The following is a 20,442-nucleotide window of genomic DNA, read 5'->3' as shown; positions in this document are numbered from 1 at the left end:
TCTTTTTATTTCATAAATTTCATCATAATCTATGAAGCTAGGGTGAACGTAATGAACGGGTTTGAGAAAAGAGCCAACCGAATTAAAGAAAAAATCATAAAAACGACTTTGGAAATGCTGAGAACTTCGAGCACGAGTAAAATTCGGATTGCCGACATCGCCGCTACGGCTAAAGTGTCGCAGGTGACGATATACAATTATTTCGGAAGCAAAGAGGTTCTGCTTCGCGAAGCCTTTATAAGCTACTCCGACAAGGCCATTAACGATTTCGAGGAGTATATGAACGCGGGCCATTCGCTAAAGGAGAAAATCGAGTATATTCTTTTTCGGGAGAAAGAAGCTTATCAAGAGCTTCCGCCGACAATAATTAAGGAACTGCTGGCCGATGACGACGAGCTGACCCGTTATATCGAAGGGCAGTACAAGGAGAAGGCGATTCCCCTGACCGTTCGAATAATCGAGGAAGGGAAAGCGAGCGGGGAGATATCGGAGGATGTCACGATCGAGAGCGTCATGGCGTTTATGCAAATCTACATGAACCAATACGAAACGATACTGGAGATGGCGCAAAATAGCGGCGACGAAGCCAAGTTCCTGGACGGCATAATTAACATGTTCTTCTACGGAGTATGCGGGAAGAGATAATTCGAAGTAAGGAAGGGCAGCTATGAAAAAACGCATAATAGATATTCTAATCATCCTAGCAGGGGCGCTATTATTCGCTCTGGCCGTCAACTTGTACGCCATTCCGAACGAATTCGGAGAAGGGGGAGTAACGGGAATAACGATCATTCTATATTACTTGTACGAATGGTCTCCCGGACTCGTAAGCCTGATTCTCAACTCCATATTGCTGGTCGTAGGTTATCGATTTCTGGACAAGACCACGACGGCGTATACGATCATAGCCGTGCTGTTTAACTCCCTGTTCCTGCATCTTACCGAGAGCTGGCACATCCAATCCGACGAGGTGGTCATTAATGCGATATTCGGCGGCGTGTTCGCCGGAGTCGGCATCGGAATGATCATCCGGGTCGGCGGAACGACCGCGGGTTCGACCATTCTGGCTAGAATCATGAATAAATACTTGGACTGGAACGTTAGCTACGCCCTTTTGTTTTTCGATTTGATCGTCGTATTCGCTTCGTATTTCATTATCGGAGCGCAGAGCGTCATGCTCACGATCGTGATGCTGTATATCGCAACGAAGGTGATGGACTTCATTATCGAAGGCGTCAACCCGAAGAAGGCGGTTACGATCGTGTCCAAGGAGCAGAACCGAATCGCCGAACAAGTGACGATGATCATGGAGAGGGGCGTTACCGTCATCTATGGACGGGGTTATTATACGAACGAACCCAAAGAGCTGCTCTACATCGTCATTAGCAAACAGGAAGTAAGCATGCTCAAGAAAATCGTAAGAGCGATCGACAAGGACGCGTTCATTACGATTCACGACGTTAGGGACGTGTTCGGGGAAGGCTTCGTGGATATTTCGAAATGATTAGAGTAATGTGGTAGCATACGCATATACACGTATTAACGTTTACACGAAGAGGAAGTGAGTAGTCATGATCAATATCACGATCCCCGCGCCGGACGTGAGCATTACTAAGAAAATCGACCCTAAGGAAAGCAATATTTACGGGTTTACGGAGTTTCACCTGATAACCAGGGAACTAGGCGGCATCTTCATGTTCTACAACGTCAAGGACGAGCTGTTGTTCGTAGGCAAAGCAAGAAAGTTGAGACCTAGGATCAAGAAGCATTTCGAGGATTCGGTATCCCCGATCAAAGCGCACCGGGACGAAGTCGCGAAAATCGAGGTGTGCGTTGTCGAGGATCCCGTGCATAGAGAGATCTATGAGACCTACATCATTAACGAATTCAAGGCTAAGTATAACGTAGATAAAGTATTGTTCCGGTAAATACGAATACAAAGAGCGGACGCTAAGCCGATTAACCAAGCGTCTGCTCTTTGCGATATTCGCCGGGATTGATCCCTTCCAGCTTCTTGAACACACGGCTGAAATATTTCTCGTCCTGGTATCCGACCATCTCCGATACTTGCGCAATCCGCAGATGGGGATTATGGAGCAACAGCTTGGCTTTGTCGATCCGTATGCGGCTTAAATAGTCGAGCAAGGTGACGCCGTACTCCTGCTTGAACTTGCGCGCGATGTATTCCCGGCTTAGGAAGAAGCGGGCCGCGATATCTTGCAGCGATATCTCGTCTTGATAATGAGCCTCTATGTACTTGGCGATGTCATGAATGAAGAAATGATCTTTGGAATGCTGCTGGATCAGAACTTTGGAGACGGCTTCCAACCGTTGCACCATCTCCGTCCCAAGCTCTTCCCAAGCCAGCAGCCCCTCCTCGTTCAATGGCATGCGCATGGGCATCTCCATATAGGATTGTTCTTTCTCTTCGGCAGTTCCCCCCGAATCCGCATCGCCTTCGATCCATCGCGTTTGCATCCAATCCCACTCTTTATCCCATTGAACGAGCTGTTCCGGGGTTACCGATCCCGACCGTCTGACGTCTTCGAGCCACTGCTTGGCGATAGACTCGATCTGCTCGCGCTTGCCGCTGAGGGCGGTAAGGCGAAGCCGTTCTTCTATGGCGGCAAGACGAAGCTGGCGAGTCGATGGGTTTCCCTCTTCAAGATAAGGATGCAATCGCCGGGAGTCGAGCAAATTCCGTTTCCACAGCGCCTTAGACGCCTCGAGATAGGCGCGCGGCATGTCAATCGGAAAATCCCGGTTGGCGGCTAGGCCAAAATGAACATGACGATGAAGCGTCATGTAAATTCCCTTATTGATTTCCTCTAGCAGGGCAGCGAACGGACTGCGCTCGTCCCAGCAGAGGATGACGATTTCCCCGGCGCTGTTCAGGTGTCGGAAAGAGATTCCCTTCGAGTTAAGCACTTCGTTGCAAATATTGCACAGCGAGAAGAAGACCAGCTGAAGCTGATTGTTGAATTTGGCTAGCAGTTGGCGGTCCAGATGCGATACCGAGAGTACGGCTATCGAGCAGGAAGAGAGGGATAACGGAAAATGAAACTCTTCGCGCAGTTGATGGAGAAGCTCGCTTCGGCCTTGTCCCGAAATAAACTCGGTCAGCAGCTTGTCCGCATAGTGCGGCTTCATTTCGTTCACTTCGATGCTCTTCCGCGTGAATTTCCGCCGGCTTTCTTCCTCCCTGCGCCAGTATTCCGCTGCTTTGCCCAACGCTTCGTTTAAGGCATCGGCCTTGACCGGCTTCAGAATATAGTCCATTCCGCCGTGACGGACCGCATGCCGGACCAATTCAAAGTCGTCGTACCCGCTGATTACGATCACTTTAATGTGCGGAGCATGGGTATGCAGCCAAGATAACAGCTCGGCTCCGTCTTTGCGGGGCATCCGCATATCGGTAAGGACGATCTGAGGCGCCTGTTCCCGAACGAGGGCGACCGCGTCTTCCCCGTCCGCCGCCTGCAAAATTTCGGTGATGCCATGCCGATCCCAATCCGCAAGCATATGAATGGCGTTCCGTACGTGCTTCTCATCGTCCACGATTAAGACCTTCATGTTGGATCGCTCCATTCCCATGCGTATTCTAAGGTGATTCTCACGCCGTGCGGTTCTACGTTCTCAATGAAGAGACGGGCCGTGTCCGCGGAGTATAGCTGTAGTCTCATAAGCACGTTGTACAAGCCGATCGAAGAGTGCTCCCGGATGCCGTTTTCCTCGAGCTCGTCTTTCAACGTCGATAACTCCTCTTGCAATTGCCGAAGCTCCGTTTCCGGAATAGATGTCCCGTTGTTTTCAACCTCGATGACGAGACGATTGAAAGGAAGGACCCGGCTGCGAACGGACAGTTGCCCCTTGCCGAGCTTAGGTTCCAGTCCATGTTTGAAATAGTTCTCGATAAGGGGCTGAAGCGTCATCTTGGGAATCGCCGCGGACAAACTGTTCGGATCCAGGTCCAATGCGAAATCGAACTGCTCGTCGAACCGTTCTTTCTGTAAATCCAGGTAGAGCTTAAGATGGTCTATTTCCTCCTGCAGGGTTACCATCGCTTCGCCGCTGCGCATTTTGTAACGCATCATATCGGACAGCGAAGCGAGAAGATTATAGACTCGACGCCCGTCATTCTGCAGAGCTACCGTACCTATCGATTGAAGAGCGTTATATAGAAAATGGGGGTCGATTTGCGCTTGCAAGGCCCGAAGCTGATTGTTCTTATTCGCTAATTCAAGCCGGTACTTGCGTAGGATCAGATTGTTGATCGTATCCATCATTTGCCGGAATCTTCGCGACAGCGTACCGATCTCGTCTTGACTGTCCACCTCGATATCGACATTCAAGCGTCCGGTCTGAATTTGGTTCATGTAAGCGGCGAGCTGCTTGATCGGTTTCGTGATTCGGAAGGAAATAAAGAGCGTGCCTAAGATAACCGCAAGAAGCGCAAGCGCGGCGATGATGGCGTTAATCGTGATCAGTTCGGTCGACGCGCGGTAGAGGACGCTATGGGGAATCCGTTTGACCAAGGTCCATTCCGCGAAAGGAACTTCAAGCTGCTCGTAGACTTGGATGGCGTTCTTGCCGTCAATATAACCCGACTGGTTATTCGTTGCGCTAGCTGCGATATCCCCGCTGGCAAGCGGTCGGCCGATCTCTTCGGGGTTCCCGCTGTAGATGACCGTGCCATTCTTGTCCACCAGGTACAACTGTTCGTCGTCAGCCTCGTAGAGCTGGTTACAGATCGCCGCAATGCCGTCCAGATTCACGTCGATGGCCATAATCGCAAGCTGAGCCGTGGACGGAATGCGGACGATCGGACGGTAGAACGTGAACACCTGCCTGTCCTTATAATCGTTCGGAGAGGGCGGGAATCCATAGCTGTGAACCGGATGCGGCGGTTCGATGCTTGCCGTCGCGGTGTCGTATCGGAGCGTGCTGGCATAAGGCGCGTCGCGATATCCACGTCTTGGAATGCTGTTCGTTATCAACGTGGATTGGTTTGTCTGACGGGAATGCAAATACACCTGCTGGATATCCGGCAGCGAACCTTGAAGATTCTGCAACGTCGTATAGATTTCGGCGACGGCTTGGTAATCGTCCAAGCTTTTGGACAAATTATTTAGGAAATGCGGATCGGAGTAAACAACGATTGACGCGCGGTTAATGTTGCCCAAATAGTTGACGAGATTCGTTTTCCCTTGAAAGATAAGGCGGGCATTCTCGTTTACGGATTGCTCTTTGACGGATTCACGGGTATGGATCAGCGTGATGACCAAGGAGAGCACTAACGGGACCACCGTAATAATAAGCATGAATTTGATCAGTCTTTGACGTATGCTATGGGATTTCATCGGTTATCAACTCGTATCTCGCTCGTGATAGATCAATATCGTACTCCTATTGGTTCACGATCGTCCGTTTTTTGGGGTAATCCTTTCAAGCATACTTATTATAAGCAAAAAACGAAATGAGCAAAGGGGAAAAACGGGATGAATCGCAAAAAAACTTCGCGTCTGACGCAGCAGATCGTGTTCGTGGGTCCGGCTATCCTATTCTTCATCCTGATCATCGCCATTCCGTTCGTATTGGGATTGTATTATTCCTTCACGGATTGGGACGGAATATCGGGCAAGGCATCCGGAGTCGGATTCGATAACTATAAACAAATTTTCATGCATGACAGCGCGTTCCGCGACTCGTTCTGGTTTACGGCCAAGTTTACGATCCTCGGCGTCGTGATTACGAACGTAGCGGGCTTCTTCTTGGCGTATTTTCTAACGAAACCGCTCAAGACCCGGAATTTCCTGCGGACGGTTTTCTTCATGCCGAACGTAATCGGGGGGTTATTGCTCGGTTTTATCTGGCAGTTTATTTTCGTTAAAGGTTTCTCCGCCATCGGGAGCGCGACGGGAATTTCTTTTTTTAATCTCCCTTGGCTCGGAACGGAGAACACGGCTTTCTGGGCGCTTGTCATCGTCTTCGTCTGGCAGACGGCCGGTTATCTGATGGTCATCTATATTTCGTCGCTTAACAATGTGCCCCAAGACGTACTGGAAGCGGCCGAGATCGACGGCGCCAGCCGGTTGCAGGTATTGCGTTCGATCATTGTTCCTCTCATCATGCCGGCTGCCACGGTCTGCTTGTTCCTGGCGATCTCTTGGTCGTTCAAGATGTTCGATCTGAACTTGTCCTTAACCAAAGGCGGACCTTTCGGTTCCACCGAATCGGTGGCGATGAACATCTACAATGAAGCTTTCTCGAGAAACAGATACGGTCTGGGAACGGCGAAAGCGATTATTTTCTTCGTCATCGTCGCCGTTATTACGAGCCTTCAAGTGAAGTTTACGAAAAGCAAGGAGGTTGAAGCTTAATGGACATCACGAAACGCTATCGCGGGGGAACGATCGTGACGGAAATCATCATGGTCGTGCTGGGAATCCTCTTCTTGGTTCCGTTTTACTTTCTGTTCGTGAACTCGGTGAAGTCGTTCGGGGAATTGCTCACCAGCGCGGCCGCCTTGCCGAAATCCTTGGAATGGGGCAACTATTCCCGCGCTTTCGATATTACGAATTTTCCGACCGCGCTATGGAATTCCGTTCTGATTACGGTGGTCAGCAACGTCTTGTTAGTCGTCATTTGCGCGATGGCCGCGTATTACATGGTGCGGAATAACAGCCGATTCAATCGATTTCTGTTCGTCGTATTCGTAGCCGCGATGGTCGTTCCTTTCCAATCGATCATGATTCCGCTGGTTAAGGTTACTAGCACTCTTGGGCTCATGGACAGCATCCCCGGGTTGATCGTCTGTTATCTGGGATTCGGCGTGCCGATGTCCGTCTTCCTGTTCCACGGATTCGTCAAATCGATTCCGCTCGAGATCGAGGAAGCGGCGACGGTAGATGGCTCGAATGCCTACGGCGTCTTCTACCGGGTCGTGTTCCCGCTCATGAAGCCGATGCTCGTTACGGTGTTCATTCTGAACACGCTATGGATCTGGAACGATTATTTGTTGCCGTCGCTTATTCTGCAATCCGGAGAGCTACGCACGATTCCGATCGCTACTTTCGCTTTCTTCGGACAATATACGAAGCAATGGGATCTGGCTCTGCCGGCGCTCGTCATGGGGATTCTGCCGATCATCGTCTTCTTCTTGTTCATGCAAAGATATATCATCGAAGGCATTACGGCTGGCGCGGTGAAGGGTTAAGAGGAGGTCACTTCCGTCTACCTGTTTGATCAATATCCTGCCTACAATTGCGGATTGAGACTCTCTACAATGAAGAAGTAAACGATTTCAGAAAAGCAAATATACAGATGAATAGGGAGGCTCCACCATGAAAAGATACACCAAGCTTACACTAGTGATGATGCTCGCGTTCTCGATGATTTTATCCGCTTGCGGATCGAAGGAAGCCGACAACAACAAAGGCAATAATGCCGAATCCGGCGGCGCGGCGGCAACGAAAACGATCAAGATTTTCCAATTCAAAGTCGAGATCGCCGAAGCGCTTAACAGGCTTAAAGCAGAGTATGAAAGCACTCACCCGGGCATCAAGCTCGATATTCAAACGGTCGGAGGCGGCGCGGACTACGGCGCGGCGTTGAAAGCGAAATTCGCTTCCGGCGAAGAACCGGATATTTTCAACAACGGCGGTTACAGAGACCTCGGAACCTGGTTCGACAAGCTCGAGGATCTGTCCGATCAGCCTTGGGTAGCGGATACGGTCGACGTTGCGAAAGAGCCGATGACGAAGGACGGTAAAATTTACGGCCAACCGATGAACCTCGAAGGGTACGGTTTCGTCTATAACAAAGATCTGTTCGCCAAAGCCGGCATTACGGAAACTCCGAAGACGCTGGCTCAGCTTGAAGAAGCGGCTAAGAAATTGCAGGCCATCGGCGTTACGCCGTTCGCGAACGGATACCAAGAGCTGTGGGTTCTGGGGAACCACACGCTGAACGTGGCTTTCGCTCATCAGAAGGACCCCGATGCTTTCGTTAAAGGATTGAACGAGGGCACCGAGAAAATCCCGGGCAACGCTGTTTTCGAAGAATGGACTAAGCTCGTTGACCTGACGCTGAAATACGGCAACAAAAATCCTTTGACGACGGACTACAATACCGAAATGACGTTGTTCGCCAACGGCGAAGCGGCCATGACGCAACAAGGCAACTGGACGCAAGTTCAAATCGACGGCATTAACCCGAACCTGAATATTGGAATCTTGCCAATGCCGATCAACGACAATGCGGAAGAGAACGATAAACTGTACGTCGGCGTACCGAACAACTGGGTCGTGAACAAGAACTCCAAGGTGAAGCCCGAAGCGAAGGAATTTTTGAACTGGCTCGTGACTTCCGATATCGGCAAAAAATATATCGCGAAGGAATTCAAATTCATCCCGGCGTTCAAGAGCATCGAAGCGACTAGCGAGGATCTGGGAGATCTGGGCGCCGAGGTCGTGAAATACAGCCAAGAGGGCAAAGCGCTCAGCTGGAACTTCAATAAATTCCCGGATGGCGGAATGAACGAGTTCGGGAATCAAATTCAAGCCTATATTGCGGGAAAATCCGATAAAACGGCACTGTTCGACGGATTGCAAAAAGCTTGGGATAGCCTAAAAACAAAATAAAGAAGTATAATCAAATATAGCAAACTATGGAAAGGGGCGCGCGCCGGGTTATCGGTAGACGCCTCTTTCCATGAAATGATGGAGGGAAAGAGTATGGAGGGAAGCGCGGCGATTCGTCCCGAGCAATACGGGATCGAAGGCGAGCAAGCGTTACGCAAAAGCATTGGGTTCTTCAAGTCGCTCGAGAAGGAAGGCGACGCGTATATTTGCCGAGGCAACAAAGGCAACGCGGCCATCGTGTTCCTGACGGACGATGTGTTTCGGATTAAAATTTTTCAAGGTACGCATGCGGATCTCTCCACGACGCCAGGGGTATTGCCGCAAGTAAGCGAAGCGGAAGTTAAAACGCAAGAGAACGACGCGCAATTCATCTTCGTTACGTCCACGATTCGCTTGATCATAGACAAGAGCAATTGCGGCTTCTTGATCGAAGATCTCAAAGCGCAAACGATTGCGCAGCAAAATCCGGTTAGTTGGGATGCGCGCGGACAATTAAGCGCCACGTACGAGATGCCTAAGGAATCCCATTTCTACGGCTTGGGCGAGAAGACCGGGTTCTTGGACAAGCGCGGCGAGCGGTACACGAACTGGAATACAGACGTATACGCGCCTCACGTGCCGGAGATCGAAGCTCTCTATCAATCGATCCCTCTATTGATTCATATGCACGGGGAGCACAGCTACGGGTTGTTCTTGGATAACCCGGGACGCTCCGATTTCGATATGAGGTCGTCGGAAACGACTTTCTCGATTTCTTGCGCAACGGGAGCCTACGACATCTACTTTATTAACGGTCCTCGATTAAAGGACGTCGTTTCCCGGTATACGGTACTGACCGGACGGATCGATCTTCCTCCGAAATGGGCTATCGGGTACCATCAGTCCCGTTACAGCTATATGAATCAGCAAGAGGTTCTTGAATTGGCTCGGTCATTCCGCGCGAAAAAAATCCCTTGCGACGTCATCTACTTGGACATTCATTATATGGACGAATACCGCGTGTTTACTTTCGATCCGGTGCGTTTCCCCGATCCCGAGGGAATGATGGCGGAGCTGAAGTCGCTCGGCATGCGAATTATCCCTATCGTCGATCCGGGCGTGAAGAAGGATCCGAAATATAAAGCGTATCAAGAGGGCGTTCGGGACAACCACTTCGTTAAGAAGCTGGAAGGCGATATCGTCTTGGGCGAAGTATGGCCGGGCATAAGCGCGTTCCCGGATTTCACGGAAGACCGGACTTCGGAATGGTGGGGAGATTTACATCGTTACTACACGGAACTCGGTATTCAAGGCATCTGGAACGATATGAACGAGCCGGCTCTGTTCAACGAGAGCAAGACGATGGATCTCGACGCGATGCATGGGAACAACGGCAAGCCGAGAACCCACGAAGAATTGCATAATCTTTACGGGATGCTAATGTCCAAGGCTACCTATGAGGGTCTTAGCCGTCATTTGGACGGACAGCGTCCGTTCGTGCTTACGCGTGCCGGCTATTCCGGAATTCAACGTTATGCCGCGGTGTGGACGGGCGATAACCGCAGCTTCTGGGAGCATATGGCGATGGCCATGCCGATGGTGCTGAACATGGGCTTGTCCGGCATACCGTTCGCCGGGCCGGATATCGGCGGATTCGCGCATCACGCTTCCGGTGAATTGCTTGTGCGTTGGACGCAGATGGGCGCGTTCTTCCCGTATTGCCGCAACCACTCCGCGATCGGAACCGTTCGCCAGGAGCCGTGGTCGTTCGGCGACAAGGCGGAGGAAATCGTGCGCGACTACATCGGATTGCGCTATCGCTTTATGCCTTATCTCTATAATTTGTTCCGGGAAGCCGCAACGACCGGCCTGCCGATCATGCGTCCGCTGCTGCTCGAGTATCCGTCCGACCCGAAAGTCACGAACCTATGCGATCAGTTCCTGCTGGGGAAAGATCTCTTGATCGCTCCCGTGTACCGCCCGGATACCGATCACCGCTCCGTCTATTTGCCTGCGGGAACATGGATCGATTATTGGACGGGGGAAGTTCGCGAGGGAGGCCGCACGATTCTTGCGCATGCGCCTTTGGAAATTATGCCGATGTACGTTCGGGCAGGGGCGATTCTCGCCGAAGGTCCGCTTGCGCAAAGCGCGGACGACGTATCCGAGGAGCCGGTAACGTTCCACGTATACGGAGCCGCGGCGTCGACCGGTTTCGAGTCCGCTTATACGTTATATGAAGATGACGGCGTCAGCTTCGACTATCGCCAGGGTTCGTATTCCGAATTATCCCTGAATGTGGTTGGAGGCCTGAAAACCGTCGAGTTGAATTGGAGTTATGATGCGGCGAACGGGTTTAAGCAGGCGCGCAAGCAGCTTCGGTTCTCGTTCCGTCGCGCCAGCTTCGCGGCGAGCCAAGTTGAGGGCTTGCAACGCCTTACGGCTGAAGAGTTAGCCGCCGGTGCGGAAGGCTGGTTGCATAATCCGTCTACGGACGAGCTTCTGATTCAAGTCGCCGATCGGGCCGAAGGCGGCAAGCTCGTGATTACGATATAATCCTTGCAAGGCGAACCACACTCTTACCGGAGTGTGGTTTTTTTCTCCGTTCATAGGCGATTGCGCAAGAAACGGCGATAATTGATCATTTAGGAATCCGCCAGCTAACCGGACGAGAAACCGGATGGATATCTACCAGGACGAAAAAGGAAGATAAAGGATTCCCGCTTTTTTTGTCGAATTTATAGCTCATTATGCAGAAAAGAAAAATCGCCGCGATTATCATTTTGTTCATGCTGGTTCTGACAGGAATTCGGCTAGTATGGATTCAAAATCAAAACTCTCCGAGTGACGTCAAAGCCGACAATGGCCAACTGGATTTGCGAAGTTGGGATTCATCCTCCGATTCCGTTCTCTCACTCAATGGCGAGTGGGAGTTTTTCCCGTACAAGCTGATCATGCAAAGCCCGAAAAACGGGGACGCGTGGGACGGCGACGCCAAGATCGTGTCGCTCCCGAGCGACTGGAAACGGGATTTGTCCTCGGAACGGGATTCGACCTTCGGCTATGGCTCCTATCGTTTGCGGATCTTAATCGAACCTAATAGCACGCAATCTTATAGCATTCGCATACCGGGTATCTCGTCTTCCTCCGCGGTATTCGTGAATGGGCAACTGCTTGCCCAATCGGGTCAACCGGCCGAGAACGCGGAGGAGTATACGGCTTCGAACGTACCGTATTCCGCTTCGTTCACGACCGACCGGAGCGTCATCGACATTGTCGTTCACGTCGCGAATTACGATGATCGGGTGATGGGCGGAATGATGCAGCCGATCAAATTCGGTACGGAGGCTGCCGTTACGCGTGCGACTTGGTTCTCGATAGGTAACCAGCTGGGAGTTTGTCTCCTCTTGCTGATGCATGCCGTTTACACGATTATTCTGTATGTTATCGGAGCCCGCCATAAGTCGCTTCTTTACTTCTCGCTCATGTTCGTCTGCGGGACGGTCACGATTATTATCGATGACGACCGTATTTTGCCGGCATGGTTTCCGGTTAACTACGAATGGACCTATAAACTGTATTATCTTTCTTTTTTGGGTATCGCGGCATTTAACTTGCAATATTTTAAGGGCCTGCTTCCTCCGTTCTCCATCTTGCGTAAATCTCGTTGGTACTTGGCCGTATGCGGTCTCTACGCCCTATTCGTCTTGATCTTGCCGATTAAAATATTGAGTTATTCCGACCTCTTTCATACGCTTTTGACGGTAATTCCGTTTGTAATCGTTCCCGTGCTGTCCGTTCTGGCTGTCCGAAGAGGAAGCCATGACGTCATTTATTTACTGCTCGGGACGACAGCCATTATCATGAACGTAATCTGGGGGATCATCAAGAACTCGGGTACGATCACGGGCGGTTATTACCCCTTTGATATGCTCGCGGCTTTCATTGCATTTGCCTTGTATTGGTTTAAACGTTACTTCCGGGCCTCTGCCGAATCGGCTAGGCTCGCGGAGAAATTGCAAGCGGCGGACAAGCTTAAAGACGAGTTCTTGGTGAATACGTCCCATGAATTGAGAAATCCGCTGCACGGCATTCTGAATATCGCGCAAACCGTAATAGACAGCGATGGCCCGTATGACCAAGACCGAAACGAAACCCGCATGAAGCTGCTCGTATCCGTCGGCAAGAGAATGTCGCATTTACTGGACGACCTGCTGGATCTCGCCCGGTTTAAGGATAATCGCATAAGATTGCACCCGGTGAACCTCCGCATCCAGACGGTGGTATCCGGAGTGTTGGATATGATCCGGTTCATGACGGAAGGGAAGCCGATCCGGCTTATCGTGAATATCCCCAGTTCGTTTCCACCGATCCGAGCGGACGAGAATCGGCTTATTCAAATCCTATTCAATCTTCTTCATAACGCGGCGAAATTCACGGATGAAGGTCAGATCAAGATCGATGCGTACGTCAAGGACGGCAAAGCCATTATTCAAATCTCGGATACGGGAATCGGAATGGACGAAGAAACGCAGAGCCGAATATTCGAGCCCTACGAACAAGGCGACGTTTATTCGTCCGCTTCGGGCCTCGGGCTCGGATTAACCATTACCAAACGTCTGGTGGAGCTCCATGACGGCACGCTTACGGTTCGCTCCATCCCAGACCAAGGATCCGTGTTCGCCTTTTCCATGCCGATATCCGCTTTGGGCGAATCGCTCGCGGACGGAGCTGCGGCAGAGCCGGTCGTTCCCCTCTTCCTTCCAGAGACGACCGCCGCCGACGAAGCGGCTGCAGCGACGATCGCGATTGCCGATCATGTTACCGTAGATAGGCCAAGCATTCTGGCCATTGATGACGATCCGGTAAATCTGAGCGTATTGGCAAGCGTGCTCTCTCCGAACAACTATGATATCGTGACGGCCACGAGCGGGGCGGAAGCCTTATCCTTGTTAGACTCCAGAATGTGGGATTTACTCATCGTCGACGTCATGATGCCCCGCATGTCCGGTTATGAAGTCGCCCAAGCCGTGAGGGCCCGATTCTCTCATTCGGAACTGCCTATTCTGCTCCTTACGGCACGCAGCCGCGCGGAAGATATCGAAGCCGGATTTAAGTCCGGGGCTAACGATTATGTGACCAAACCGGTAGATGCGTTAGAACTAAGGTCGCGCGTAGGGGCATTAACGCAAGTGACCCGTGCCGTTCGCGAGCAGACGAGAATGGAATCCGCATGGCTTCAGGCGCAGATCCAGCCGCATTTTCTATTTAACACGCTGAATTCCTTGGCCGCGCTCAGTGAAATCGATATCGTAAGAATGAGAAATTTGCTGCGGGTATTCGGAGATTATTTAAGAGCGAGCTTCGATTTCGACAATTCGGATCGGATTGTTCCGTTGCATAGAGAGCTGGAGCTCGTTCGCGCTTATCTCTTCATCGAACAGGAACGTTTCGAAGATCGGATTCAAGTCGTTTGGGACATAGAGGAAGGCCTGCAGTTGAATATCCCTCCGCTATCTATTCAGCCGCTTGTGGAGAATGCCGTTAGACACGGCTTGTTAAAGCGCGCACGCGGGGGTAAAATTCAAATACGAGTTGGCGAATTCGATGAGTATGCGGAGATTTCCGTTCAAGATGACGGCGTAGGCATGGACGGAGATACGTTGAATCAAGTGCTCCGGAAACAACCGGAGGCCGGACGCGGATCGGGAATCGGCCTCGCTAACACGGATCGCCGCTTAAGACAGTTATACGGTCAAGGACTTCGGGTGGTCAGCTCTCCCGGCCAAGGAACTCTCGTTTCCTTTGTCGTGAGAAGATAGCTTTGCGCTCGATGAACGACTTAATCACGAAGGAGAGAAGCAGGAGATGTACGATACTTACATATTCGATTTATACGGAACATTGATCGATATCCATACGGATGAGGATTCGCCAGAGCTCTGGAATCGGCTTAGCTTGCATTTCCGATATAGCGGAATGCCGGCCGAGCCCGAGGAGCTGGCGAAAGATTTCGGGGAGGAGATTAAGCGTCAGATGGCTGCTCCTCGAATCGAATGCGAGCATCCCGACTTCGACATGCACGAGACCTTCGCGGAGATGGCACGCAGAAGAGGGATTAAGGCAACGCCAGCCTGGGCGGAAGAAACGGTAAAGTGGTTCCGGTTATTATCTATCAGAAGATTGGCATTGTATGACGGCGTAGAAGATTTGCTGAAGAGGTTGAAAGCTAACCGCAAAAAAGTGTATTTGCTCTCCAACGGACAGAAAACCTTCATAGAAGGGGAGCTTCGGTTATTAGGCATATACGATTATTTCGATGGGATCGCGATTTCCTCGGAAGCGGGCATCTGCAAGCCGGACAAGTTGTTTTACGAGTACCTCGCCCAGGAGTATGGGGCTGATCTTTCCTCGGCCATCATGATCGGCAACGATTCGACCACCGATATCGAGGGCGCACGCCGTGCCGGGATCGACGGTTGTTATATCCACTCCAATAGCTCGCCCGAAGCGGATAAGGTCGATTGCAAATATCAAATTTGGGACGGACGATTCCGCCGGGTGGCGGAACTGCTTAACGTTACGTAAAGGGTGAAGGTTTTGAAAATCGGATTGGTTAGACACTTTAAGGTGAAGAAGGAGTATCCCAAGGGAAGTCGCTACAGCGCGGCAGAGGTAGCTCAATGGTTTCGGGAATACGATCTCGCCGATATCGAACCGGGAACGACCGAACTAGGGGACACGGAGTGGAATCGTTGCCTTGCCAGCGATATGGCCAGAGCGAGACGAACCGCCGAGCTGATCTACGAAGGAACCGTTCACGCCAAATCGGAGTTAAGGGAAATTCCGGCCCCTACGTTCACTACCGGCCTTAAGCTCCCGTTCCTAGCGTGGGCTATTCTGATTCGCACCTCATGGCTATTCAACCGACAAGCCCGACAAGATATTGCCGAAGCGAAGGAACGAATTAAGAAAGTGCTGGATGATGCCCAATCTTCGGATGGGGACAACGTACTGATCGTCAGCCATGCGGCAATGATGATCTATATGCGCAAAGAACTGGTGCGAAGGGGATTTCGAGGCCCCAAGTTCAAAATTCCGAAAAACGGCGTTCTGCATATTTACGAGAACGAAGTCAACCCCGCTAATCGCTAGCGGGGTTGTTTGTTGTTCCGAACGGATCAAGCAGCGGCTTCGTTGAGCGGAAACAGCGGCACATGAAGAATGAAGGCCAAAAAAGTGCCCTGTTTCCCGGTACAATAGGAAATCTAAGCGAAACCTGAACAACAATATTTAACACCAAACAGGTTAATGATTTAGGTGTTCGGTTGCCGCCCCCGCTTGATAAAATAGGTGGCAAAAAATAGAAGAGCAGGAAAGGATCGCTCGAACCTATTCAATGGGGGAATGGAATTGCCGCAATCGAAGAAGAAAAGCTGGGCGTTGTACGGAATAACTTTAGTCATTGTCGCCTTAATCATACTGGGTGGGAACGCGCTTCTCAGCAAGGACTCTGCCGAGGATACCGAAGCCGCCGCCCCCTCCTCGACGGCTCGGCAAACTTCCGAGGCGGCGGCTAAGCGAGTATCCGATGGGGAGCCGTTCGTCGTCGTAAAATCCGAAGGGGATCATCTGGAGCTGAAGTCGGGTACGACGGCCATTATACTCGACGTTATTCAATCGGATGCGATTAGAGTACGAGTGAACCCGAACGGAGCGGCAGAGCCGGATACGGAGGTTATTGCGTTCACGGAGTTCGATCCGGCGGGAGCGACAATCGATGCGACGGGAAACCTTGTTCGAATCACTACGGACCGGATGGAAGCGGCGATTGATCTAAACAAGCGCAGCCTCACGGTCTATGATGCAAAGAAGAAGCTTTTGCTGGAACAGCCTGATCTGCTCAATACGTTACAAGACGAGATTGAATTTAAACATGACGAGGATGATCGGTTCTACGGCATCGGAGGGTACGAGGCGTCGGAAAATTCGGCGGATGGCATTCTCTTGGGCACGGCGGAATTCGTTCAGGGCGGGAAGCAAGGCCATCCGGGAGCGCCGTTAGCATGGAGCAGCACGGGATACGGCTTGTTGGTGGATACGATTAACGCAAGGTTCTACAATAGCAAAGGAATCGTTTCCTTTACGAATACATCGAAGAAGAGTCCCCAGTATTTTATCTTGGTCGGCAGTCCGGCGGACATGATGGCAACCGTGGCCGATATAAGCGGCAAACCGCCTCTGTTTCCCAAATGGTCGATGGGCTTCATGAACAGCGAGTGGGGAATCGACGAGAAGGAACTGCTGCAGCATGTCAGCACCTACCGGGAGAAACAAATTCCGATCGACGCTTCACGCTCGATTTCGATTGGAAGGCGTGGAGCCAAGACAACTACGGCGAGTTCCGGTGGAATGAGGAGAAGTTCCCGAGCGGAGCTTCCGGACAGTTGAAACGAAAGATGGATCAGGCGGGGATCAAGTTAACGGGCATTTTTAAGCCGCGCCTCCATGTCGATACGGAGCAAGGGCGCTATGCGACGGAGCACGGTTTCTGGTGGCCGGGTAAAAAGGTTTATTTGGATTATTTTTCGGGACTTCCCGTTAACGATCTCGACTTCGGCAGCGAGGAAGTTCGCAAATGGTACTATGAACATACGAAGCAAGCCTTCGACACGGGAATCGTCGGGTATTGGAATGATGAAGCGGATGAAGGTTATACGACCATGCAGTTCATTAACATGCAGAAGGGACTCTATGAGGGTCAGCGCAGCAACACCGAGCAGAGAGTCTGGTCGATTAACCGGAATTATTATCTTGGCGCGCAGAAATACGCTTACGGATTATGGTCGGGGGATATCAACTCCGGATTCGATACGATGGCAAGCCAGCGGGAACGCATGCTGTCCTCGATTAACGTAGGGCAGTTCAAGTGGGGGATGGATACGGGCGGTTTCCACGGCAACCCGGAGCCCGACAACTACGCGCGGTGGATGCAATTCAGCGCTTTTACTCCGATCTTCCGGGTACACGCCAAAATGGATGAACAGCGCCAGCCATGGGTATTCGGAGACAAAGCCGAGGCTGCGGCGAAAGCGGCGATCGAACTGCGCTATCGGCTTCTTCCGTACATTTACTCTTATGAAAGGAATGCGTACGAGACGGGAATCGGACTTGTCCGGCCGCTGGTGTTCGATTATCCGCAAGATCCGCAAGTCGAGAACAACGTCGACTCCTGGATGTTCGGGGATTGGCTGCTCGTATCTCCGGTGGTGAACGGGGAGGAAGCGACCAAGTCGATTTATTTGCCGCAAGGCACATGGATAGATTACGCGGACGGCAGCGTGCATGAGGGCGGGCAATCCGTACCCCATAAGGTCGATTTGGACAATTGGTCCGATATTCCCTTGTTTATCAAGAAGGGAGCGATCATTCCCACGCAGCCGGTTATGAACTATGTCGGGGAGAAGAAGGTCGAGCTCGTAACCCTCGACGTCTTCCCGGATGTTACGGAGACATCGTTTAATTATTATGATGACGATGGGTCATCTTACGGCTACGAGAACGGGCAATATTTCAAGCAACGCTTATCCTTGCAAGATAAGGACGGGGAATCCGTGTTCGCGGCTTCTTCCGTCGAGGGAAATTTCGTGCCGGACGTGAGAGATTACTTGGTTAAGCTTCACGGTCGCGCAGGACGGAGCGTCACCGTCAATGGAAAGGCATCAGCCGAAACCAAGAACCTCGATACGCTCGTAAGCCAGTCGGGCGAAGAGTGGTCGCGCGGCACGGACCAGTATGGGGACGTTACTTATATAAAGATCAAATCGGGAGCCGAGAGGAACGTAATCGTAAAATAACAGATATAAGATTAAGGATTGACGTGGTAACCGTTACCATTTACAATCCGTTTATACAAATTAAGGGCAATGTATGGCGAACCGATTTGTCGGTTTGTTATCAACCCCGATTTCTCTGTATAGAGAAGTCGGGGGTTTTTTTATTTTTTTACCTACAGAGGGGGATTACCAACGCCATGATCGAAGTTAGCGGATTGACGAAGCATTATCGGATTGCCAAGAAAAAGCCTGGTTTAACGGGGGCAATCCAGGGGCTTTTCCGGCGGGAGTATGAGGTTAAGAAGGCGGTGGACGGGATCGACTTGCGAATTCGTCCAGGGGAAATGGTCGGTTATATCGGCGCCAACGGAGCGGGTAAGTCGACTACGATCAAAATGTTATGCGGAATTCTCACCCCGAGCGGCGGCGACGTAATGGTGAACGGCGTAATCCCTTACAAGGAGCGGAAGCGAAACGCCCAAAATATCGGAGCCGTATTCGGGCAGCGTTCGCAGCTCTTCTGGGACATTGCCGTGCGTGAATCCTACGACCTGCTGAAGCATATCTATCAGATTCCGGAGGATGAATATCAAGAGACGATCAAGACGTTCACGGAGGTTCTCCAGCTAGAGCCGCTGCTGGGCGTGCCGGTTAGGCAGCTATCGCTGGGGCAGAAGATGCGTTGCGAGTTGGCCGCGGCGTTCCTGCACAATCCCGCCGTCGTGTTCCTCGACGAACCGACGATCGGATTGGACGTTGCGGTCAAAGCGAAAATACGTGAGTTTATCAGAAAGATGAATCAGGCCAAGGGAACGACGGTCATTCTGACGACCCACGACATGCAGGACATCGAGGAAATCTGCAATCGGATTATTATCATCGACGAGGGCAAAGTTCTCTATGACGGAAGCTTGCAGTCGATTAAGGATCAATTCGGGCATAAGCGGGTCATTCACTTCGAGCTGGACTTGGAGGGGCAATTCGAACTTCCCGGCTCGCTCTCGAGCATAGCGGATTCCAGCAGCGATGAACAAGGCATCATTAGCGTTTCCTTTAACAATACCGAGATAACGGCGGCCGACGTCATTACCGAGATGATGAAAAATTACCGGATCCGCGATCTGACGATCGCCGATCCGAAGATCGAAACGATCGTGCAGGAAATATACGAGCGGGGTATATAGACGATGAGAAAATACTGGGAAATGACGAAGTCTCAGATTAAGATCGATACCGCGTATACGGCTTGGTATTGGGCGGGGACGGCATCGATGATCCTGCGGATGCTGATTATCTATGCCTTTTGGCATGCGGTGTACGAGAATCGGACTACGCTCGACGGGATGCCGCTGGATATGATGATCACATACGTGATTCTGGCCGCCGCGCTTAGCAATTACACTGCGGGGGTGGGCACGCAATTGGCGAATAACGTTCGCGACGGCAGCGTGGCGATAGAGCTCATGCGCCCCTATAATCTGCTTGATAAATTAGTGGCTCTTGATCTAGGCAACAAAATCACGGGGACGGTTCGGGAGGCGCTTCCCTTGATGCTTATCGCGTACTTCTTCATTGGAATCAACGCACCGAGCCAATGGATTGATTTCCCCATCTTCTTACTCAGCGCCCTTCTCGGAATTCTTATCGGAGCTCAGCTTGATCTGGTCGTCGGAATTATGGCTTTCTGGCTTATTAATATTTGGGGGATGCGCGTCCTTCGCAATGCGATCTTTCTGTTCTTCTCCGGCGGGCTGCTGCCTATTACGATGTTCCCGCAATGGCTCCAAACGCTAAGCCGGTTCCTGCCGTTCCAGTCCATGGTTTACGTTCCCGTATCCATCTACACGGGGCAGATAGCGGGATCGGATATTTTTTACGCGATTCTCATTCAATTGCTGTGGCTGTGCGGAATTTTCGCGGCCATTCGTTTGGCATGGTCTGTCGCTATCCGCAAGGTGACGATATTCGGGGGTTAATTACAGAGA

At 51.4% G+C, this 20,442-nt stretch carries 16 protein-coding genes and 1 pseudogene; 15 read left to right on the top strand and 2 right to left on the bottom strand.

Annotated elements, in window-relative coordinates:
• The first annotated feature begins 51 nt into the window (after positions 1-51).
• The 3 genes from FPL14_RS13100 (at position 52) to FPL14_RS13090 (ending at position 1,928) form a co-directional block, all read left to right on the top strand.
• Complete coding sequence (locus FPL14_RS13100) at positions 52-645, top strand: TetR/AcrR family transcriptional regulator (protein WP_182303419.1); 594 nt, start codon at positions 52-54, stop codon at positions 643-645.
• Between the two features lie 22 nt (positions 646-667).
• A complete protein-coding gene (locus tag FPL14_RS13095; RefSeq protein ID WP_182303418.1) occupies positions 668-1,504 on the top strand; it encodes a YitT family protein in 837 nt (278 codons plus the stop codon).
• Positions 1,505-1,571: 67 nt separating this feature from the next.
• Positions 1,572-1,928, top strand: a complete 357-nt coding sequence (locus FPL14_RS13090; protein WP_182303417.1) for a nucleotide excision repair endonuclease — start codon at positions 1,572-1,574, stop codon at positions 1,926-1,928.
• A 31-nt stretch (positions 1,929-1,959) separates the two neighbouring features.
• Here FPL14_RS13090 and FPL14_RS13085 read toward each other — a convergent pair whose 3' ends face one another.
• Both FPL14_RS13085 and FPL14_RS13080 read right to left on the bottom strand, forming a co-directional pair.
• Positions 1,960-3,573, bottom strand: a complete 1,614-nt coding sequence (locus FPL14_RS13085; protein WP_182303416.1) for a response regulator transcription factor — start codon at positions 3,571-3,573, stop codon at positions 1,960-1,962.
• A complete protein-coding gene (locus tag FPL14_RS13080; protein WP_182303415.1) occupies positions 3,570-5,360 on the bottom strand; it encodes a cache domain-containing sensor histidine kinase in 1,791 nt (596 codons plus the stop codon). Before FPL14_RS13080 ends, FPL14_RS13085 begins: the two co-directional genes overlap by 4 nt.
• Positions 5,361-5,498: 138 nt before the next feature.
• Here FPL14_RS13080 and FPL14_RS13075 point away from each other — a divergent pair, with 138 nt between their 5' ends.
• The 12 genes and pseudogenes from FPL14_RS13075 (at position 5,499) to FPL14_RS13025 (ending at position 20,433) form a co-directional block, all read left to right on the top strand.
• The gene (locus tag FPL14_RS13075) at positions 5,499-6,380 is read left to right on the top strand and encodes a carbohydrate ABC transporter permease (protein WP_182303414.1); all 882 of its coding nucleotides are present in this window, start codon (positions 5,499-5,501) and stop codon (positions 6,378-6,380) included.
• Complete coding sequence (locus FPL14_RS13070; protein ID WP_182303413.1) at positions 6,380-7,216, top strand: carbohydrate ABC transporter permease; 837 nt, start codon at positions 6,380-6,382, stop codon at positions 7,214-7,216. The genes FPL14_RS13075 and FPL14_RS13070 overlap by 1 nt, the downstream gene beginning before the upstream one ends.
• Before the next feature lie 127 nt (positions 7,217-7,343).
• The gene (locus FPL14_RS13065) at positions 7,344-8,642 is read left to right on the top strand and encodes an ABC transporter substrate-binding protein (RefSeq protein WP_182303412.1); all 1,299 of its coding nucleotides are present in this window, start codon (positions 7,344-7,346) and stop codon (positions 8,640-8,642) included.
• A 93-nt stretch (positions 8,643-8,735) separates the two neighbouring features.
• Entirely contained in the window at positions 8,736-11,177 is a 2,442-nt protein-coding gene (locus FPL14_RS13060) for a glycoside hydrolase family 31 protein (protein ID WP_182303411.1), read from the top strand.
• 194 nt (positions 11,178-11,371) lie between these two features.
• Positions 11,372-14,443: a hybrid sensor histidine kinase/response regulator gene (locus FPL14_RS13055; protein ID WP_182303410.1), complete on the top strand. Its 3,072-nt coding sequence runs from the start codon at positions 11,372-11,374 to the stop codon at positions 14,441-14,443.
• 46 nt (positions 14,444-14,489) lie between these two features.
• Positions 14,490-15,209, top strand: coding sequence for an HAD family hydrolase (locus FPL14_RS13050; protein WP_182303409.1), 720 nt, complete (start codon positions 14,490-14,492; stop codon positions 15,207-15,209).
• Between the two features lie 12 nt (positions 15,210-15,221).
• The gene (locus FPL14_RS13045) at positions 15,222-15,776 is read left to right on the top strand and encodes a histidine phosphatase family protein (RefSeq protein WP_182303408.1); all 555 of its coding nucleotides are present in this window, start codon (positions 15,222-15,224) and stop codon (positions 15,774-15,776) included.
• 252 nt (positions 15,777-16,028) lie between these two features.
• Positions 16,029-17,072, top strand: coding sequence for a TIM-barrel domain-containing protein (locus FPL14_RS30330; RefSeq protein WP_267875419.1), 1,044 nt, complete (start codon positions 16,029-16,031; stop codon positions 17,070-17,072).
• Positions 17,045-18,040, top strand: a pseudogene (locus FPL14_RS30325) (glycoside hydrolase family 31 protein); the annotation flags it as partial. The gene FPL14_RS30330 and the pseudogene FPL14_RS30325, both read left to right, overlap by 28 nt.
• Before the next feature lie 27 nt (positions 18,041-18,067).
• Complete coding sequence (locus FPL14_RS29920; RefSeq protein WP_229263976.1) at positions 18,068-18,478, top strand: DUF5110 domain-containing protein; 411 nt, start codon at positions 18,068-18,070, stop codon at positions 18,476-18,478.
• 176 nt (positions 18,479-18,654) lie between these two features.
• Positions 18,655-19,641, top strand: a complete 987-nt coding sequence (locus FPL14_RS13030) for an ABC transporter ATP-binding protein (RefSeq protein WP_182303406.1) — start codon at positions 18,655-18,657, stop codon at positions 19,639-19,641.
• Positions 19,642-19,644: 3 nt separating this feature from the next.
• Positions 19,645-20,433 carry an ABC transporter permease gene (locus tag FPL14_RS13025; RefSeq protein WP_182303405.1) on the top strand — a complete coding sequence of 263 codons (789 nt, stop codon included), beginning with the start codon at positions 19,645-19,647 and terminating at the stop codon, positions 20,431-20,433.
• Positions 20,434-20,442 lie beyond the last annotated feature (9 nt).

The sequence above is a fragment of the Cohnella cholangitidis genome, assembly GCF_014107495.1.
Classification (GTDB): Bacteria; Bacillota; Bacilli; order Paenibacillales; family Paenibacillaceae; genus Cohnella; species Cohnella cholangitidis.
The sequence above is the reverse complement of the archived record's forward strand: the minus strand, read 5'-3'. Positions and strand labels throughout refer to the sequence as shown.

Bases quoted from the DNA above. Each gene is read 5' to 3' on its own strand.
- FPL14_RS13075 (WP_182303414.1), top strand. From the start codon at position 5,499: ATGAATCGCAAAAAAACTTCGCGTCTGACGCAGCAGATCGTGTTCGTG.
- FPL14_RS13090 (WP_182303417.1), top strand. From the start codon at position 1,572: ATGATCAATATCACGATCCCCGCGCCGGACGTGAGCATTACTAAGAAA.
- FPL14_RS13025 (WP_182303405.1), top strand. From the start codon at position 19,645: ATGAGAAAATACTGGGAAATGACGAAGTCTCAGATTAAGATCGATACC.
- FPL14_RS30330 (WP_267875419.1), top strand. From the start codon at position 16,029: ATGGAATTGCCGCAATCGAAGAAGAAAAGCTGGGCGTTGTACGGAATA.
- FPL14_RS13070 (WP_182303413.1), top strand. From the start codon at position 6,380: ATGGACATCACGAAACGCTATCGCGGGGGAACGATCGTGACGGAAATC.
- FPL14_RS13055 (WP_182303410.1), top strand. From the start codon at position 11,372: ATGCAGAAAAGAAAAATCGCCGCGATTATCATTTTGTTCATGCTGGTT.
- FPL14_RS13050 (WP_182303409.1), top strand. From the start codon at position 14,490: ATGTACGATACTTACATATTCGATTTATACGGAACATTGATCGATATC.
- FPL14_RS13060 (WP_182303411.1), top strand. From the start codon at position 8,736: ATGGAGGGAAGCGCGGCGATTCGTCCCGAGCAATACGGGATCGAAGGC.
- FPL14_RS13085 (WP_182303416.1), bottom strand. From the start codon at position 3,573: ATGAAGGTCTTAATCGTGGACGATGAGAAGCACGTACGGAACGCCATT.
- FPL14_RS13030 (WP_182303406.1), top strand. From the start codon at position 18,655: ATGATCGAAGTTAGCGGATTGACGAAGCATTATCGGATTGCCAAGAAA.
- FPL14_RS13100 (WP_182303419.1), top strand. From the start codon at position 52: ATGAACGGGTTTGAGAAAAGAGCCAACCGAATTAAAGAAAAAATCATA.
- FPL14_RS13095 (WP_182303418.1), top strand. From the start codon at position 668: ATGAAAAAACGCATAATAGATATTCTAATCATCCTAGCAGGGGCGCTA.
- FPL14_RS13080 (WP_182303415.1), bottom strand. From the start codon at position 5,360: ATGAAATCCCATAGCATACGTCAAAGACTGATCAAATTCATGCTTATT.
- FPL14_RS29920 (WP_229263976.1), top strand. From the start codon at position 18,068: ATGAACTATGTCGGGGAGAAGAAGGTCGAGCTCGTAACCCTCGACGTC.
- FPL14_RS13065 (WP_182303412.1), top strand. From the start codon at position 7,344: ATGAAAAGATACACCAAGCTTACACTAGTGATGATGCTCGCGTTCTCG.